This is a genomic window from Sphingomonas qilianensis (assembly GCF_039614825.1).
GTDB classification, from domain to species: domain Bacteria; phylum Pseudomonadota; class Alphaproteobacteria; order Sphingomonadales; family Sphingomonadaceae; genus Sphingomonas; species Sphingomonas qilianensis.
On record NZ_JBDIMF010000004.1, the window covers coordinates 290,071 to 306,882 of the forward strand.

General features: G+C 66.9%; 15 protein-coding genes. 8 read left to right on the forward strand and 7 right to left on the reverse strand.

Annotation, left to right across the window (positions count from 1 at the left end; genetic code table 11):
- Positions 1–3: 3 nt before the first annotated feature.
- The 7 genes from arsC to ABC969_RS11545 all read left to right on the forward strand — a co-directional run bounded on the left by arsC (position 4) and on the right by ABC969_RS11545 (position 8,507).
- Positions 4–432, forward strand: coding sequence for an arsenate reductase (glutaredoxin) (gene arsC / locus ABC969_RS11515; RefSeq protein ID WP_345865093.1), 429 nt, complete (start codon positions 4–6; stop codon positions 430–432).
- Positions 432–1,718 (forward strand): arsenic transporter, encoded by a 1,287-nt coding sequence (locus tag ABC969_RS11520; RefSeq protein ID WP_345865094.1) that lies wholly within the window; start codon positions 432–434, stop codon positions 1,716–1,718. The genes arsC and ABC969_RS11520 overlap by 1 nt, the downstream gene beginning before the upstream one ends.
- Entirely contained in the window at positions 1,715–2,161 is a 447-nt protein-coding gene (arsN2, locus tag ABC969_RS11525; RefSeq protein WP_345865095.1) for an arsenic resistance N-acetyltransferase ArsN2, read from the forward strand. Before ABC969_RS11520 ends, arsN2 begins: the two co-directional genes overlap by 4 nt.
- Positions 2,161–2,934 (forward strand): arsenical resistance protein ArsH, encoded by a 774-nt coding sequence (arsH, locus tag ABC969_RS11530; RefSeq protein ID WP_345865096.1) that lies wholly within the window; start codon positions 2,161–2,163, stop codon positions 2,932–2,934. The genes arsN2 and arsH overlap by 1 nt, the downstream gene beginning before the upstream one ends.
- A gap of 121 nt (positions 2,935–3,055) precedes the next feature.
- Positions 3,056–4,144 carry a serine hydrolase gene (locus ABC969_RS11535; RefSeq protein WP_345865097.1) on the forward strand — a complete coding sequence of 363 codons (1,089 nt, stop codon included), beginning with the start codon at positions 3,056–3,058 and terminating at the stop codon, positions 4,142–4,144.
- A 53-nt stretch (positions 4,145–4,197) separates the two neighbouring features.
- Positions 4,198–6,981 carry a DNA polymerase I gene (gene polA, locus ABC969_RS11540; RefSeq protein ID WP_345865099.1) on the forward strand — a complete coding sequence of 928 codons (2,784 nt, stop codon included), beginning with the start codon at positions 4,198–4,200 and terminating at the stop codon, positions 6,979–6,981.
- 101 nt (positions 6,982–7,082) lie between these two features.
- Positions 7,083–8,507: a lipopolysaccharide biosynthesis protein gene (locus ABC969_RS11545; RefSeq protein ID WP_380808942.1), complete on the forward strand. Its 1,425-nt coding sequence runs from the start codon at positions 7,083–7,085 to the stop codon at positions 8,505–8,507.
- A gap of 251 nt (positions 8,508–8,758) precedes the next feature.
- On the opposite strand, the gene purH is transcribed toward ABC969_RS11545, so the two are convergent.
- The 4 genes from purH to ABC969_RS11565 all read right to left on the reverse strand — a co-directional run bounded on the left by purH (position 8,759) and on the right by ABC969_RS11565 (position 14,233).
- Entirely contained in the window at positions 8,759–10,330 is a 1,572-nt protein-coding gene (gene purH / locus ABC969_RS11550; RefSeq protein WP_345865101.1) for a bifunctional phosphoribosylaminoimidazolecarboxamide formyltransferase/IMP cyclohydrolase, read from the reverse strand.
- Between the two features lie 25 nt (positions 10,331–10,355).
- Positions 10,356–12,083: a heparinase II/III family protein gene (locus ABC969_RS11555; protein ID WP_345865103.1), complete on the reverse strand. Its 1,728-nt coding sequence runs from the start codon at positions 12,081–12,083 to the stop codon at positions 10,356–10,358.
- Positions 12,080–12,742, reverse strand: a complete 663-nt coding sequence (gene rpe / locus ABC969_RS11560) for a ribulose-phosphate 3-epimerase (protein ID WP_345865105.1) — start codon at positions 12,740–12,742, stop codon at positions 12,080–12,082. Before rpe ends, ABC969_RS11555 begins: the two co-directional genes overlap by 4 nt.
- Before the next feature lie 219 nt (positions 12,743–12,961).
- Complete coding sequence (locus tag ABC969_RS11565; RefSeq protein WP_345865106.1) at positions 12,962–14,233, reverse strand: RsmB/NOP family class I SAM-dependent RNA methyltransferase; 1,272 nt, start codon at positions 14,231–14,233, stop codon at positions 12,962–12,964.
- Between the two features lie 126 nt (positions 14,234–14,359).
- Between ABC969_RS11565 and ABC969_RS11570 the strand changes: the two genes are divergently transcribed.
- Positions 14,360–14,548 (forward strand): DUF1674 domain-containing protein, encoded by a 189-nt coding sequence (locus ABC969_RS11570; RefSeq protein ID WP_345865108.1) that lies wholly within the window; start codon positions 14,360–14,362, stop codon positions 14,546–14,548.
- Positions 14,549–14,718: 170 nt separating this feature from the next.
- Here the strand turns inward: ABC969_RS11570 and ABC969_RS11575 are convergent, their stop codons facing one another.
- The 3 genes from ABC969_RS11575 to ABC969_RS11585 form a co-directional block, all read right to left on the reverse strand.
- Positions 14,719–15,288 (reverse strand): fasciclin domain-containing protein, encoded by a 570-nt coding sequence (locus ABC969_RS11575; protein ID WP_345865110.1) that lies wholly within the window; start codon positions 15,286–15,288, stop codon positions 14,719–14,721.
- 73 nt (positions 15,289–15,361) lie between these two features.
- Positions 15,362–16,111, reverse strand: coding sequence for an anti-sigma factor (locus ABC969_RS11580; RefSeq protein ID WP_345865111.1), 750 nt, complete (start codon positions 16,109–16,111; stop codon positions 15,362–15,364).
- Positions 16,108–16,674, reverse strand: a complete 567-nt coding sequence (locus tag ABC969_RS11585) for a sigma-70 family RNA polymerase sigma factor (RefSeq protein ID WP_345865113.1) — start codon at positions 16,672–16,674, stop codon at positions 16,108–16,110. The genes ABC969_RS11580 and ABC969_RS11585 overlap by 4 nt, the downstream gene beginning before the upstream one ends.
- Positions 16,675–16,812: the final 138 nt, after the last annotated feature.

Below are 16,812 nucleotides of genomic sequence, written 5' to 3' on the forward strand. Positions count from 1 at the left end.
ATCGTGGCCGTCGATATCGTAATCTATCACAACCCCGCCTGCGGCACATCGCGCAACGTGCTCGGGCTGATCCGCAATGCCGGAATCGAGCCGCATGTCATCGAGTATCTGAAGACGCCGCCATCGCGCGCGTTGCTGGCCGACCTGATCGCACGCGCCGCTATCACGCCGCGTGATCTGCTCCGCGAAAAGGGCACGCCTTATGCCGAACTCGGTCTGGGCGACCCTGCGTTGTCTGACGACGCGCTGATCGATGCGATGATGGCGCATCCGGTCCTGATCAATCGCCCGCTGGTGGTATCGCCCCTGGGCGTGAAATTGTGCCGCCCGTCGGAGGCAGTGCTCGATCTGCTGCCCGCGCCGCAACGTGGCGCATTTGCCAAGGAAGACGGCGAGCCGGTGATCGATGCCACGGGACAGCGTATCGCCTGATGCTGCTCGCGCTGGCCATTTTCATCGTTACGATCGCGCTTGTCATCTGGCAGCCCAAGGGCCTGGGCATCGGCTGGAGCGCTTTGGGCGGGGCGGCGGTGGCGCTGCTCGCGGGGGTCGTCTCGCTGGCTGACGTGCCAGTGGTGTGGGGCATCGTGTGGAATGCCACCGCGACCTTCGTGGCGATCATCATCATCAGCCTGTTGCTCGACGAGGCGGGCTTTTTCGAATGGGCCGCGCTGCACGTCGCGCGTTGGGGCGGCGGGCATGGCCGGCGGCTGTTCGTGCTGATCGTGCTGCTGGGCGCGGCGGTATCGGCGCTGTTCGCCAATGACGGCGCCGCGCTGATCCTGACGCCGATCGTCATCGCGATGCTGCGCGCGCTGGGTTACAAGGACCGGGCAACGCTCGCGTTCGTCATGGCGGCGGGGTTCATCGCCGACACCGCCAGCCTGCCGCTGATCGTCTCCAACCTCGTCAACATCGTCTCGGCCGATTTCTTCCGCCTCGGATTTGCCCAATATGCATCGGTGATGGTGCCGGTCGATCTCGCCTCGATCGCCGCGACGCTCGCCGTGCTGCTGCTGTTCTTCCGCCGCGATATCCCGGCGGTCTATGACCTGGCGCAGCTGCGCGCGCCGGCAGAGGCCATCCGCGACGCTGCCACGTTCAAGGCCGGCTGGGTGGTGCTTGCACTTTTGCTCGCCGGCTTCTTCCTGCTCGAACCGATCGGTGTGCCCGTCAGCGCTGTCGCCGCCGCCGGGGCGGTGCTGCTGCTGGTCATCGCCGCGCGCGGCCATGTCATCCACACGCGCAAGGTGCTGCGCGGTGCGCCGTGGCAGGTCGTGATCTTCTCGCTCGGCATGTATCTGGTGGTTTACGGGCTGCGCAATGCGGGGCTGACCGACCATCTTGCGAGCCTGCTCGATCGTACAGCCGAGGGCGGCGTATGGGGGGCGGCGTTCGGCACTGGGATCATCGCTGCCTTGCTCTCCTCGGTGATGAACAACATGCCAACCGTGCTGGTGGGGGCGCTGTCGATCGACGCAACGCACGCTACCGGCGCGGTCAAGGAGGCGATGATCTACGCCAATGTGATCGGTTGCGACCTTGGCCCCAAGATCACGCCGATCGGATCGCTGGCAACGTTGCTGTGGCTGCATGTGCTGGGCCAGAAGGGCATTCGCATCGGCTGGGGCTATTATTTCAAAGTGGGTGCGACGCTGACCATCCCGGTGCTGCTGGTGACGCTGGCCGCGCTTGCGCTGCGGATCAGCGCGGCATGAGCGCCTTGGTGGCCACGACGCTGGAGGCGGCCGCGATCGACGGCATGGCGCAAGCGCTGGCGGCGGCGGGGCTGCCGACCGCGGACCTGCTTCACCCCGGCCGCATCTTCTACCGCTTCGATGATGGCGCGGCGGCGGCGGGCTATGCCGGGCTGGAAGGCGATGGCGCGGATCGCCTGCTACGCTCGCTTGTCGTGCTGCACGACCGGCGCGGTGCTGGCCTCGGCCGGCGCATCATCGCCGCGGTGGAACGCGAGGCGCTGACGTTGGGCGTGCGGCGGTTGCATCTGCTGACCACGACTGCCGCGCCCTTCTTCCGCGCTTGCCGCTATGTCGAAGCGGATCGCGCGAGCGCCCCCGCGGCCATTGCCGGCTCGACCGAATTCACCGCGCTGTGCCCGGCAAGCGCCTCATATTTCGTCAAAACACTGGAAGCCGCCTGATGCCGCTGCGCACGCTCGCCGATCCCGATCATCTGCCCGCGCTCGACCGACGCTTTGCACTCGATCGTCCCGCGCTGGGCCTGGGGCCGGGCGATCCGCCGCCGCGCATCCTGCTACTGTACGGATCGTTGCGCGAGCGCTCCTATTCGCGCTTGTGCGTCGAGGAAGCAGCGCGGCTGCTGCGTCTGTTCGGCTGCGAAACGCGCATCTTCGATCCCACGACGCTGCCCCTGCCCGATCAGGTCGCCGGCGACGATCATCCCGCGGTGCACGAATTGCGGGCGTTATCCTTATGGTCCGAAGGCCAAGTATGGTGCAGCCCCGAGCGGCACGGCCAGATCACCGGCATCATGAAGTTGCAGATCGATCATCTGCCGCTGGCGATGGGCGGGATGCGCCCCACGCAGGGGCGGACGCTGGCAGTGATGCAGGTTTCCGCCGGCTCTCAATCATTCAACAGCGTCAACACGCTGCGCGTGTTGGGCCGCTGGATGCGCATGGTGACGATCCCCAATCAATCGAGCGTGGCCAAGGCATTCGAGGAGTTCGACGCGGCCGGCCGCATGCGGGCATCGAGCTATTATGACCGGATCGTCGACGTGATGGAGGAATTGGTGCGCTTCACCGTGCTGCTGCGGCCGCATAGCGCGCAGCTGGTGGATCGTTATTCCGAGCGGCGCGATGCTGGCGTGGCGATCGACGCCACGACCGACCTGTCGAGCATCGCCACCGCTCCACCAGCGGGTGCGACCGCGCCGCGCAACGCCGGATAGCACCGACTCGCTCCGCCGCATTTCAGCGGCAGTTCATCGCACCGCGGTTAATCAGCTATTTTTCAATATCTTTGGCGCAGTACGGTTGCGCGGGCGGGATTAGGGCAAAGATGTGACACGGATGCGGATAGATCAGAGCGCGCTCCGCCAATCGACCGCGGTGCTGACCTTGGCCGTCATCCTCGGCTCGTGCGGGCATGGCAAGCAGGAGCGCGTTGCCACCGTCGTGCCCAAGCCGGTCTATCAATTGATTATCCCGGTGCCCGCCAAGGCCGCCGCTGCGGCCGCCGCACCACGCGCGCTGACCACCAATATCGAGCTGCTCGGCGCGAATTTCGATGGCAAGGTCGGCATCGCGGTAAAAAGCGTGGAGGACGGCTGGATCGTGCAAAGTGGCGGCGCGACGCGCTTGCCGCAGCAGAGCGTAAGCAAATTATGGGTCGCGATGACCGTGCTGGATCTGCGCGATCAGGGCCGGTTGCGGCTCGACGATCCGGTGACGGTGCGGCGCGAGGATCTGACATTGTTCCACCAGCCATCGGCGATGCTGATCCAGGGCGATGGCTGGCATACAACGGTGGGCGCGTTGCTACAGCGCGCGCTGACCATGAGCGACAATTTGTGCAACGATCGACTGCTGCACTATGTCGGCGGCCCCAGCGCGGTACGCAGCTTCATCACGCGCAAGAGCCTGGGCGATATCCGTTTTGGGCCGGGCGAGCGCGTGCTGCAAAGCGGCACCGCCGGACTGACGTGGAAACCCGCATATGCGATGAGCGGCGCGTTCGAAAGCGCGCGGGCGGCGCTGCCCAAGGCCGAGCGGGTGGCGGCGTTCCAGCGTTACGTCGGCGATCCGCCCGACGGCGCGGCACCGATTGCAATTGCCGGCGCACTGGCCGAGCTGAAGCAGGGCGAGCTGCTCTCCCCCGATTCGACACGCTATCTGATCGGCACGATGGAATCCTCCAAGACCGGCAAGCAACGGCTGCGCGGCGCGGTGCCCCCCGGCTGGAGCTTCGGGCACAAGACCGGCACCGGGCAGGATCTCGCCGGGCGCACCGCGGGCTATAACGATGTCGGCATCCTCACTGCCCCCGACGGGCGCAGCTACGCGCTGGCAGTGATGATCGGCGATACGCCGCGCGGCATCCCCGAGCGCCAGCGCCTGATGCAGGCGGTGGTTTCGGCGGTGGTGCTGAATCACGGCTAAGCGCGTGTACGGTTAGGCTTGGGCCTGACCCAACTCGCTGCTATCCAGCGCGCATGCCTCATCTCTTTCTCGTCGACGGCTCGGGCTACATCTTCCGTGCCTATCACCGCCTGCCGCCGCTCACCAACAAGCATGGCGAACCGGTCGGCGCGGTCTATGGCTATACCACGATGCTGTGGAAGCTGGTCGACGAGCTGCATGCGGCGGACGGCCCGACGCATATGGCGGTGATCCTCGACAAATCGAGCCAGACATTCCGCAACGAACTGTACGACCAGTATAAGGCGCACCGCCCGCCCGCGCCCGAAGATCTGGTGCCGCAATTCCCCATGATCCGCGACGCCACGCGCGCGTTCAGCCTGCCGTGCATCGAGACCGAGGGGCTGGAGGCGGACGATATCATCGCCTGTTATTCCAAGGCGGCGCTGGCGCAGGGCTGGTCGGTGACGATCGTCTCCAGCGACAAGGATTTGATGCAGCTGATCGAGCCGGGGCTCGACCTGTACGATACAATGAACAACCGGCGGCTGGGGCCGGAGCATGTCGCGGAGAAGTTCCACGGCATCGCACCGTCGCAGCTGGGCGATGTGCTCGCGCTGATGGGCGACAGCGTCGATAACGTGCCGGGCGTGCCGGGCGTGGGGCCGAAGACCGCGGCAAAGCTGATCCTCGAACATGGCGATCTGACCGCGGTGCTCGCCGCCGCGCCGACGATGAAGCCGGGCAAGCTGCGCGACAATCTGATCGAGCATGCCGATATGGCGCGCCTGAGCCGCGAACTGGTCGAACTGCGCTGCGATGTGGCGCTGCCCGAGCCGCTCGACGAGCTCGAGCTGAAGGGCATTCCGGATGCGCCGCTGCGCGCGTTCCTGGAGCATCACGGCTTCCGCACCCTGCTCAACAAATTGTCCGCCGTCGCCGATGCGCCGGTGGCCGAGCCGGCGCCCGGGCTGCCCGGCGTGGCGGAAGACGAAGACCCGCCCTGCGATCATGACGGCTATGAGACGGTGGTCGATGAAGAATCGCTCGATCGCTGGATCACCATCGCGCGGCACCAGGGCTGGGTGGCGATCGACACCGAGACGACCGGCGTGGACGCGACGCGCGCCGAGCTGGTCGGGGTCAGCATGGCGCTGCACCCCAATCTGGCGTGCTATATCCCGCTGGCGCATGGCGGCACCGATATGTTCGCCGAAGTGCCGGTGCAGCTGGATCGCGCGGTGGCGCTGGCCAAGCTGAAGATGCTGTTCGAGGATCCGAGCGTGCTCAAGATCGGGCACAATCTGAAATACGACATGATCGTGCTGGCGGGCGCCTATGCGAATATGGGGGGGCTGGACGTGTTCCCCTTCGACGACACGATCGTGATGAGCTTCGATCTCGATGCCGGGCTGCATGGCCACGGGATGGACGAGCTGGCCGCGACGCATCTGTCGCACAGCTGCATCGCGTTCAAGGACGTGGTCGGCGTGGGCAAGACGCAGCGCAGCTTTGCCGAGGTCGATCTGAAAGCGGCGACGCGCTACGCGGCGGAAGATGCCGATGTGACGCTCAGGCTGTGGCGGCGGTTCAAGCCGCGGTTACCGGCGGAATCGGCGACGCGCGTGTACGAGATGGTCGATCGCCCCCTGGTGCCCGTGATCGCGCAGATGGAGCGGCATGGCATCAAGGTGGACGCCGCCAAGCTCTCGCAACTCTCGACCGAGTTCGCGCATCAGATGGGCGCGCTGGAGGTCGAGATCCATGCCGCCGCGGGCGGCGCGTTCACCATCGGCAGTCCCAAGCAATTGGGCGACGTGCTGTTCGAGCGGATGGGCATCAAGGGCGGGCGCAAGGGCAAGTCCGGCGTCTATTCCACCGACGTGACCGAGCTGGAGCGGATCGCCGCGGATAAGGATTCGCCGGGCAAGGATATTGCCCGGCAGGTGCTCGAATGGCGCCAGCTATCCAAGCTGAAATCGACTTATACCGATGCGTTGCAGGCGCAGATCAATCCGGCGACGGGGCGCGTGCACACCTCCTATTCGCTGACCGGCGCGCAGACCGGGCGCTTGTCCTCGACCGACCCCAATCTGCAGAACATCCCGATCCGCACCGAGATCGGCCGGCAGATCCGCGATGCGTTCGTGGCGGACGCAGGCAATGTGCTGCTCGCGGCGGATTACAGCCAGATCGAGTTGCGGCTCGCGGCGCATATGGCCGATGTGCCTGCGCTGAAGGCGGCGTTCGCCAATGGCGATGACATCCATTCGCTGACCGCGCAGGAATTGTTCGGCGAGGTCAATCGCGACACGCGCGGCCGCGCCAAGACGATCAACTTCGCCATTCTCTACGGCATCAGCCGCTGGGGCCTGGCCGGGCGGCTCGACGTGACGGCGGACGAGGCGCAGGCGATGATCGACCGCTATTTCGAGCGTTTCCCCGGCATCCGCAACTATATCGCGGCGACCACCGAGACAGTGCGCGAGACCGGCTTCACCACCACCTTGTTCGGGCGCAAGACGCATTTCCCGCGGATCAAATCGAAGGTGCAGCACGAACGGCAAGGCGCCGAGCGCGCGGCGATCAACGCGCCGATCCAGGGCACCAGCGCCGATATCATCAAGCGCGCGATGGTGCGCATGGGGCCGGCCTTGCTCGAAGCCGGACTGCCCAATGTCCGCATGCTGCTGCAGGTGCATGACGAACTGGTGTTCGAACTTCCCGAAGGCGATGTCGCGGCGGCCAAGCCGGTGATCGAGCGCGTGATGGCCATGGCGGCGGAGCCGGCGGTGGTGCTGGATGTACCGCTGGGCATCGAAATCGGCACCGGCCTCAGCTGGGGCGCGGCGCATTGAGCCAGGCGGGCGGGAACCAGACCGCACGCCAGATTGCCGACGGTAAGGATGAGTTGAACGCGCTGGCCAAGGGCGGGCGCACCAACATCATCGGCTTTCTCATGCGCCTCGTCGCGCGGTTGCCGTTCCTGTTCATTGCCGGGCGCATCTACGGGCCGGACATGGTCGGACGCTTCGCGCTCGCCGTGGTGGTGGTCGAGCTGGCGGCGTTAATCGCCACGCTCGGGCTCAAGCGCGGGCTGGCGCAGGCGTTGTCCAAGGGCGATCGCCCGGCGGTGTGCGTCGTGTGGGATGCCATGACGGTGGCGCTGATCGCCTCGCTGATCGCCAGCGCGGTGCTCGTCGCGCTCCCCGAGATCATGTATCCCAACAGCGCGATCCGCGGCATGGATCGCTGGCTGGCGCTGATCGTGTTCGCCACCGCCTGGTCCGACATCAGCCTCGCGGCGCTCGCCTATCGCCACAACGTGAAAGCGACGGTGACGGCGCGCGCGGTGGTCGAGCCATGGACTATCTCGATCGCCGCCTGGGCGTTCTCTTATTATTCGCTGCGCGACGGGCTGGTACTTTCGTACATCGCTTCGATGGTCGCCGCGCTGATCGCGTCGCTCATTCCGTTTCTACGCAGCTACGGACTGCCCTATGGCTGGCGGCCGCGGCCGAGCATCCTGATCGATCTGGCCGCGCGCAACGCGCCGCTGGCCGGCGCCGACGCGATCGAATGGGCCACGCGCAATGTCGACCGCTTCATCCTCGGCGTGATGTTCGAGCCCAAGATCGTGGGCATTTACTACATGGCGCAGCAGGTCGCCTCGATCCCGCAGAAACTGAAGACCAGCTTCGATCCGATCCTTGGCCCCGTGGTGACCGCGGCGCTGGCGCGCGGCGACAAGGAAGCGGTGGCGCATCAGGTGCGGCAGGTGGGCTTCTGGATCATGGCGGCGCAGACCGGCCTGGCGCTGATGGGATCGATTCCGGGCGAAGCGGTGATGGGCGTGGTCGGGCCGCAATTCGTCGCCGGCACGGCGGCGCTGGGCTTCCTGCTCACCGCCGAGGCGGCGGCGTCGACCGGCGCGGTGGCGGAGGGCGCGCTGGTATATATCGCGCGGATCCGCAACCTGCTGATCTCCGCGGCGATGCTGTGCTTCCAGATCGGCCTGAGCTTCGGGCTGATCTTCGCCATCCGGCGCTGGGGCTGGCCGGTCAATTTCCAGGCGGCGGGGCCGGCGATCGCGCTGCTGCTGTCGGTCGGGCTGACCTCGGTGATCAAATCGAACTTCCTGTCGCACCTGCTGAGCGCGCGCGTTGCCGGGTGGCGCTGGCCGATGCTGTGGGGCGCGCTGGCGGCGATCGCGGTGGGATCGCTGTTCACCTTGCTGCCCAAGCGGCTCGAATGGCTCGAGGTGCTGCTGGGGGTGCCGGCGATCGCGGCGACGTATCTGTACGTGATCTTCAAATTTGCGTTGACGGCGGACGATCGCGCGCTGTTCAAATCGATACCCAAAGAGGCCGCCGCGCCGGCCTGACCCTTTAAGAAACTGTTCGCGCAGAGGCGCGGAGGACGCAGAGAGGATATGAGGCGAAGCCTCCCACCAATTTCTTCTCTGCGTTCTCTGCGCCGCCGCGCGCCGATTTTGACGGTGCTTTTGGGCGGTGCCGGCAGATTTTTCGCACGAAGCCACGAAGCCACGAAGAGGTTTTGGCTAAGATGCTCCTGTTCGTATCGTCGTGTCTTCGTGCGAGCAAAAGCCTTCTGAAAAAGGCTCCCGCTCGCCGATCAGTGGCGGAAGTGGCGCATGCCGGTGAAGATCATGGCGAGACCCGCCTCGTCCGCCGCGGCGATGACATCGGCGTCGCGGATCGAGCCGCCCGGCTGGATCACGGCCGTAGCCCCCGCCTCAACCGCCGCCAGCAGGCCATCGGCAAAGGGGAAGAACGCGTCCGAGGCGACCGCCGAGCCGATCGTGCGCGGCGTGGCCCAGCCGGCCTTGTCCGCCGCATCCTTGGCTTTCCAGGCGGCGATGCGCGCGGATTCGAGGCGGTTCATCTGCCCCGCGCCGATCCCCGCCGTGCTGCCGCCCTTGGCATAGACGATGGCGTTCGATTTGACGTGCTTGGCGACCGTCCAGGCGAAGCGGCAATCGGCCAGCTCCTCGGGCGTGGGCTGCCGCTGGGTGACGACCTTCAGGTCTGCATCGGTCAGCATGCCATTGTCGCGCGTCTGCAGCAGCCAGCCGCCGGTGATCGATTTGGCCTGCAGCCCCGGGCGCGCGGCATCGGGCAGATCGCCGGTGAGCAGCAGACGCAGATTCTTCTTGGCGGCGAAGATTTCCAGCGCCTCGTCATCGGCATCTGGCGCGATGACGACTTCGGTGAAGATGCCGGTGATGGCACGCGCCGTAGCGCCATCGAGCGGACGGTTGAGCGCGATGATCCCGCCGAATGCCGAGACGGTGTCGCAGGCGAACGCCGCCTCATAGGCCGCCACGAGCGTGTCGGCTGTCGCCACGCCGCACGGATTGGCATGCTTGACGATGACGACGCTGGGATCGCGATCGCGGAATTCGGCGATCAGCTCCAGCGCGGCATCGGCATCGTTGAGATTGTTGTAGCTCAATTCCTTGCCCTGCACCTGGCCGGCCTGGCCGATGCCGCGCGTCGTCGCCCCGGCGGTGGTATAGAAGGCCGCCTGCTGATGCGGGTTTTCGCCGTAGCGCAGCGCTTCGCCGCGCTTGAGCACGATCGGCAGCGTGGCGGGGAAGGCATCGCCCTGATCTTCCTGCGCGAACCAGCCGGCGATGGTCGAATCGTAGACCGCGGTGGCGGTATAGGCCTTGGCCGCCAGCTTCGTGCGGTCGGCGAGCGTGGTGCTGCCGCCGGCGACCAGCGCATAATCCTCGGGATCGGTGAGGATCGCGACGCTGGCATGGTTCTTCGCCGCCGAGCGGATCATCGACGGGCCGCCGATATCGATATTCTCGATGATCTCGGCGCGCTCCGCGCCCTTGGCGACCGTGGCGGCGAAAGGATAGAGATTGACCACGACGAGATCGATCGCGCCGATGCCGTGCGCGTCCATCGCCGCGACATGATCGGGATTGTCGCGCACCGCGAGCAGCCCGCCATGCACCACCGGATGCAGAGTCTTGACGCGGCCATCCATCATTTCGGGGAAGCCGGTGAGATCGCTGATGTCGCGCACCTCCAGCCCGGCACCACGCAACGCCTTGGCGGTGCCGCCGGTCGACACGAGCTCCACGCCGTGCTGCGCCAGGCCGGTGGCGAGTTCGACGATGCCGGTCTTGTCGGACACCGACAGAAGCGCGCGGCGGATGGTGATATCAGTCATGGTAGCTCCGGAAAGAATTTGGCGCTCACTTGGCGCGTTTGAAGGCCCAGCTGACATTGCAGCCGCCGGCCGGGGATTCGCCGCTGACGACGAGTTGTTGCGTGGCTTGCGGGCGGCCATCGGCATCGACCCACAGACTGTCTTCGATGGCGAGCGCGCCGCCGCGCACGCGGAATTGCCATAGCCCGCCGCCGGGCAAGCGCAGCAACGCCGCCTGGCCATCCGCGGTGGGCGAGACCTGGACGCCGCGCCCGAGATGGAAACGAACAGCAAAGGCGGCCTGCTGGCTCTTGCTGCGCTTGCCCGCGGGCAGCAGCAGATCTTCGCCGCGCAGCTCGCGCCCTTCGCTCGACAGGATCAGCTGGCGGCGATGGAGAAAACCGTAACGCCGGGCATAGCCATCATGGCTGGCCTCGATCCGGCTGGACGCGTCGCTTTCCTGCCGCGCCAGCTCAACCTCCGCCACGCCGCGCCCTAGCGTGCCATCGGCGTGGATCGCGGTGGAATTGCTGTCCCCCACGGTGAGCGTGGAATGCGCCGCGGTGGTGCGCAGCGCCTCGGCCAGCGCCTTGGGCACTTGCGCCAGCACGGCGCGCGCGCCGCCGCAATTGACCACGACGCGATGCGGGCCATCGGACATTTCGAACGCCAGCGTCGATGCGCAACCGCCCTCGGCCAGCCGCGCGACGGGCGGCGGCGCGGCATCGATGATAGCGACTGTGCTGCCCGCAGCGAGCCGCTGATAGCCCCAATCGCGCGCCTGGCGCAGCGGACGCGCGCGCACGCCGGTGGCCTCGATGATCTGCGCCAGCGTGTCCGCGGCGACCGGGCCGCCGCCCTGCCAGCTGGACAGCGCCTTATCGCCGAGACACACGCCAAGCAGCGCCGGCACCATCCGCGCGATCGTTTCGTGCACCGCGCCGGGCGCCTCCAGCCGGCGCGCGGCATAGGTTTCGCGTAACATGGTCAGCAGCATCAGCACATCGATCTGCGCCATCGGCGCGCGCGCGATGCTGCCGCCATCCTCGAACACCGACATCGACACGGCGCGAGCCAACGCCGCTTCCATGCCGCCGCGCCGCGCATCACCGCCCGCGATCAACAACCCGCCGGCGACCACGCCGCACATCGCGGCAATGCGCGGCGCGCCGGGCGGCATCTTTTCCGCGCCGCGATCGATATGCCGCGCGCCCCGCGCCAGCGTGTTGAGCACGCGGCTGCGATAGACCAGATCAGCGGAAGACAGGATCAGCGGCGCATGCGCGGTCCAGAACAGGATACGCCGACCCCAGAGATCGGCGCGCCAGGCGGGCTCGGCCACGGTATCGGCATGATGCTGCAGCCAATTGCGCATGATCGGTTCGGCGATCGGCGCGGCCTGCGCGCGCGTCGCGACACTGGAGAGATCGCGCAGCCAGGCAAAGCTGTGCAGATAATCGGCGAACTCACGCGAATAATCGGGCTTGGCAGCGAACAGACCGGCGCTTTCGCGCACTTCGCCGCGCAGCATCATCTCACCGCGGAGCAGCGCCTGGCCGCGCTTGATATCGCCCATGAAAGGATCATCGGGCACCGCGATCAGCTTGAGCGGATGGCGGCCCTTCAATTTCATGCCGTGGATCGGCGTCCGCCAGGTGAGCCGATGGAAGCGTTCGGTCAGCCGCTCGGTCAGCGACAGGCCCTTGTCGCCGCCCAGCTTGATCAGCCGCTTGCCTTCATCGATGCCATCGCCGTCGGAGCGCGCCTCGCTCACCCGCCGCGCAAAGCCGCGATATTGGCGGTATAGGCACCCGGGCCGCCACGGAACGTAGCCGTGCCGGCGACCAGCGCATCCGCGCCGGCGGCGATCGCGCGCGGCGCGGTGACGACATCGATCCCGCCATCGACTTCGAGATCGACGCTCAGCCCGGCCTTGTCGATCATCTTGCGGATCGCCTCGATCTTCTTGAGCTGGCTTTCGATAAAGCCCTGCCCACCAAAGCCGGGATTGACGCTCATCACCAGCACGAGATCGACTTCCTCGAGCAAATAATCGAGCGCCTTGGCCGGCGTCTGCGGCGTCAGCACGACGCCGGCGCGCTTGCCCAGGCCCTTGATGCGCTGAATGGTGCGATGCGTGTGCGGGCCGGCTTCGACATGCACGCTGATCGTATCGGCGCCGGCATTGGCGAAATCCTCAAGGAAGGCGTCGACCGGCGCGATCATCAGATGCACGTCGAGCGGCTTCGTGGTGTGCGGGCGGATCGCCTTCACCACTGCCGGGCCGATCGTGATGTTAGGCACGAAATGCCCATCCATGACATCGACATGGATCCAATCCGCACCGGCGGCATCGATCGCGCGCACCTCCTCGCCCAATTTGGCGAAATCGGCGGAGAGGATCGAGGGCGCGATGCGGACGGGAGATTGCATGGCGATCCTGTAGCATGACGGCCCGCGCCGACAAGCCTTGGGACGCATTGGCAGTCCGCGGAACAAGGTTTCATCCTCCCCCGCCAGGGGGAGGTGGCACGCGCAGCGTGACGGAGGGGGAGGTACGCGGCACCCTACGTTCGAGAGCGCGTCGCTTACCGCCCCCTCCGTCGCCTTCGGCGACACCTCCCCCTGGCGGGGGAGGATTTTACCGTCGCCCTAACCGTTATGCGTCAGGCGGACCATGAAGAAGCCGTCGCATCCGCCGACATCCGCCAGCATGCCGGGCAGGATGCGCAGATAACCGCCGGCGTGCGGGGTCAGCCCGGCTGGGAGCTCGTCCGGCCGGATCGGATCGACCGTGAAGCGCGTATTGTTCTTCAGGAAATGATCGAGCTGCTGCTCGCCCTCGGCGGGCTCGAGCGAACAGGTGGCATAGACCAAGGTACCGCCGGGTTTGACCCAGGTGGCGGCGCGGCTGAACAGCCGGGCCTGCAGCTCGGCCATGTCGGCAATGACCGAGGGGCGGACGCGGTGCAGCACATCAGGGTGGCGGCGGAAGATGCCGGTGGCGCTGCACGGCGCATCGAGCAAGACGGCATCGGCGAGCTCGGCGGGCTTCCACAACAGCGCGTCCGCCGTAACCACATCGGCGGCGAGCTGCGTGCGCGCGAGATTGTCGGTCAGCCGTTCGAGCCGGGTGGGCGAATTATCCAGCGCGGTGACCTGCCAGCCGGCGGCGGCGAGCTGCATGGTCTTGCCGCCGGGCGCGGCGCAAATGTCGAGCGCGATGCCGCTCCCCTGCCCGACCAGGCGCGCCGGGAGCGACGCGGCAATATCCTGCACCCACCAGGCGCCTTCCTCGAACCCGGGCATTTCGGGCACGTGGCCGCCGGGCAGGCGGACGTGCCCCGGCATCAGCGAAATGCCGCCGAGTTGCTCGGCCCAGTCGGCCGTCTTGGCGACATCGGCGATGGTCAGATCGAGCGGCGGCGGGGTGGCGATGGCCAGTTCGGCGCCCTCGATCGCATCGTCGCCCCACGCGGCATGCCAGCGGATCGCCACCGGATCGGGCAAGGTCGGCTGATCGGGCAGCGTATCGCCGCGGCGCGACAAGGTGCCGAACACGCCGTGGACCAATTTGCGCGGGCCACCATCGACCAGCGGCAGCACGGTGGAGATGGCGGCGTGCGCCGGCGTGCCGAGCGCCAGCGTCTGGATCAGCGCAATGCGCAACGCGAAGCGCGCCTTGGCATCATCGGGCAGCGGCCGCGCCGTGGCCGAATCGATCAGCGCATCGAGATCGGGCAGGCGGCGCAGCACTTCCGAGGCGATGGCGCGGGCCAGCGCGCGATCATCGGCGCGGTCGATGCCCGCCGTGGCGCGGTCGAGCACGGCTTCGAGCGGCAGCCCCTGCCGCAGCACGGCATCGAGCAGTTTGAGCGCGGCGCGGCGCGCGGGGACGCCGGGCGTGTCGTCAGGATGGGCCATCAGGCGCGCGGAGTCTGAGCATGGATCAACAACATGATATTGCCATTGGACAGGCCAGACCCGATGTAAAGCCATGCCGCCGCGCGAATGCTTGTGCCATGCGCTGCGCCGATCAGGAGAGTCGTCATGGGCCAGCGCCCCGCCCACGTAAAACCACCGGCCTATCTATCGAATAATTCGCCCGTGCCGGCGCCCGATCCGCTGCCGAACGTGCAGCCCGACAGCGGGGCCAAGACCGCACAGCAGGATCATTTGGGGCTCAATCCAACGCGCTATGGCGACTGGGAGCTGAAGGGCATCGCGATCGATTTCTGAACGGAAGCGCGCGTTTGGACCTGCCGGCACGGGGGGAGCCGACAGATCCATTTACGCCAGGGGCGCCCGAAGGGGATAGCGGGCACCCTGTACACGTCCCTCCTTGAGGAAGGACGCCGGAGATACGACGGTGCGGCGCCAAAGATGCAGCGCCGCGAGATTTAATTTGATCAGGGCATCAGCACCGTATCGATTACATGGATCACGCCGTTCGACTGAGCGACGTCGGCGATGGCGATCGCGGCCATGCCACCCTTGGCATCCATCACCGCCCAGCCCGCGCCCTGCTTCATGAAGGTCACCGTGCCGCCATTGACGGTGGCGTAGGTCGCCTTGCCGCCATGCTGCATCGCATTGCGGGCGATCATCCTGGCGCTGATCTTGCCGGGGATGACATGATAGGTGAGGATGTTGGTCAGCGTCGCCTTATTCTCGGGCTTGACCAGCGTGTCGACGGTGCCGGCAGGCAGTTTGCCGAACGCCGTATTGGTCGGCGCGAGCACGGTGAGCGGCCCCGGACCGGATAACGTCTCGACCAGTCCGGCGGCCTTGACGGCGGCGACCAAAGTGGTGTGATCGGCTGAACTGGCGGCATTTTCGACGATCGTCTTGGTCGGATACATCGCCGCGCCGCCGACCATGGGATAACCCTGGGCATAAGCGAGCGAGGAACCGCCAGCGACGGCAACAGCAAACGCAACGATGGATACACGCAGTTTAAGTGTCATGGGCGAGGTCATGAGCGGTCTCCTGGCACGGCCCGCAGAGCGCGAACCGACCCAGATACGCAGCGATCACCGCTGCGGATGCAGATCAGACTAACGAAAGTTTACCCGAGGCGACGACCGGGCCGAGCGGCAAACCTGTGGGCGAGCCGCCAGGCGCTTCCAGCGACACAGCGAGCGTGGCGCCGGCGGCGATGCGCGCGCGATTGGCGGCGGCGACGGTGAGCGTGGAGGCGCCGTTGGCGCGCAGCAGGCCGAGCGAATGCGGCTTGCCATCCGCGCCGATGATCCACAATTCCGCGCTTTGATCGGCGCTGGCCAGCGCGGCCGCGCTAAGCCGCAGCCCGGCGGTGGCCGGATCGTAGATGGCGCTGATCGGCGCGCCCCGCTCGCCGGGATCGATCGCCGCAACGAGCATCCTGGCGGGGGCGGCGGGCTGTGTCGGGACCACGACGGACGCGGGCACCGGCGCGTCGGGGCGCAGCACCACTACCGCCAGCAACGCGGCGGCGGCAGCGCTCGCCACGCCGGTGGCGACGGGCCACCAGCGACTTGGTCGGCGCACCGTTTCTGGCAGCGGCATCGCCGCCGGCATCGCGATCGAGCGTTCGACGCGCGCCCACAGCGTGCCCGGCGGAGCCACGTCCGGCCAGATATCGAACCACTGGCCGAAGCGGTTGCGCCACAATTCGACCTCCTGCGCGAAGGCAGGTTCGACCAGAACGCGGCGCAGCGCCGCGCCACGCTCGTCGCCGTCAAGCAGGCCGAGTGCGAGCTCCGCCGCCATCATATCGGGGTCGCGGCCATCGGCTGGAGGAAGGAGAGTGTCGTCGCTCATCGCTCGAGACACTCTTTCAGCTTCTGCAGCCCGCGCCGCACCCAGCTTTTCATCGTGCCAAGCGGGACATTCTGCTGCTCGGCCAGCTCGGCATAGGTAACGCCATCAAAAAAGGCGGTGCGGATCGCGCCGCGCTGGCGCTGTTCCAGCGCGTCGATACACCCTTGCAGCAGTTGCACCTCTTCATCGGCGACCAGCGCCTCGCTGGCCAGCGGCGCATGATCGGCGATCGCCGGCGCATCCTCGATCGGGCTGGCGCGGCGCGTGGCCTGCGCGCGCCGCCAGTCGATCGCACGGTTGCGCGCAATGGTCGCGAGCCAGGTGATCGGGCTGGCGCGCGAGGGCTCATAGGCCCCGGCACGCTTCCAAATGGTGAGATATACGTCGTGCAACACGTCTTCCGCCGCCTGTCGGTCGCCACAGATACGCAGCGTGATGCCGAATAGCTTCGCCGAGGTCAGTTGATAGAGTTCGCGGAACGCCACGCGATCCTCGTCCCCCGTCCTGATCAACGCCTCGACAAGCCGCGCGCGGGCGGCGATTGCACTCGACGAGTCAGACATTTCTGTACGCGTATACGTCACAGCCCGTGGCGTAGCCGGGATCGGCCGAGGCCGCAATTGCCTGTTCGCCCGTGCAGGCGTATATCTACGGTAGCGTTTCGCGGGCGCTTTGCGTAAGAGCGCGCCCATCCGCTGCCG

Excerpts from the sequence above, each read along its gene's own strand:
- ABC969_RS11520 (WP_345865094.1), top strand. The coding sequence starts at position 432 with ATGCTGCTCGCGCTGGCCATTTTCATCGTTACGATCGCGCTTGTCATC.
- arsN2 (WP_345865095.1), top strand. The coding sequence starts at position 1,715 with ATGAGCGCCTTGGTGGCCACGACGCTGGAGGCGGCCGCGATCGACGGC.
- arsH (WP_345865096.1), top strand. The coding sequence starts at position 2,161 with ATGCCGCTGCGCACGCTCGCCGATCCCGATCATCTGCCCGCGCTCGAC.
- ABC969_RS11535 (WP_345865097.1), top strand. The coding sequence starts at position 3,056 with ATGCGGATAGATCAGAGCGCGCTCCGCCAATCGACCGCGGTGCTGACC.
- polA (WP_345865099.1), top strand. The coding sequence starts at position 4,198 with ATGCCTCATCTCTTTCTCGTCGACGGCTCGGGCTACATCTTCCGTGCC.
- ABC969_RS11545 (WP_380808942.1), top strand. The coding sequence starts at position 7,083 with ATGCGCCTCGTCGCGCGGTTGCCGTTCCTGTTCATTGCCGGGCGCATC.
- purH (WP_345865101.1), bottom strand. The coding sequence starts at position 10,330 with ATGACTGATATCACCATCCGCCGCGCGCTTCTGTCGGTGTCCGACAAG.
- rpe (WP_345865105.1), bottom strand. The coding sequence starts at position 12,742 with ATGCAATCTCCCGTCCGCATCGCGCCCTCGATCCTCTCCGCCGATTTC.
- ABC969_RS11565 (WP_345865106.1), bottom strand. The coding sequence starts at position 14,233 with ATGGCCCATCCTGACGACACGCCCGGCGTCCCCGCGCGCCGCGCCGCG.
- ABC969_RS11570 (WP_345865108.1), top strand. The coding sequence starts at position 14,360 with ATGGGCCAGCGCCCCGCCCACGTAAAACCACCGGCCTATCTATCGAAT.
- ABC969_RS11575 (WP_345865110.1), bottom strand. The coding sequence starts at position 15,288 with ATGACCTCGCCCATGACACTTAAACTGCGTGTATCCATCGTTGCGTTT.
- ABC969_RS11580 (WP_345865111.1), bottom strand. The coding sequence starts at position 16,111 with ATGAGCGACGACACTCTCCTTCCTCCAGCCGATGGCCGCGACCCCGAT.
- ABC969_RS11585 (WP_345865113.1), bottom strand. The coding sequence starts at position 16,674 with ATGTCTGACTCGTCGAGTGCAATCGCCGCCCGCGCGCGGCTTGTCGAG.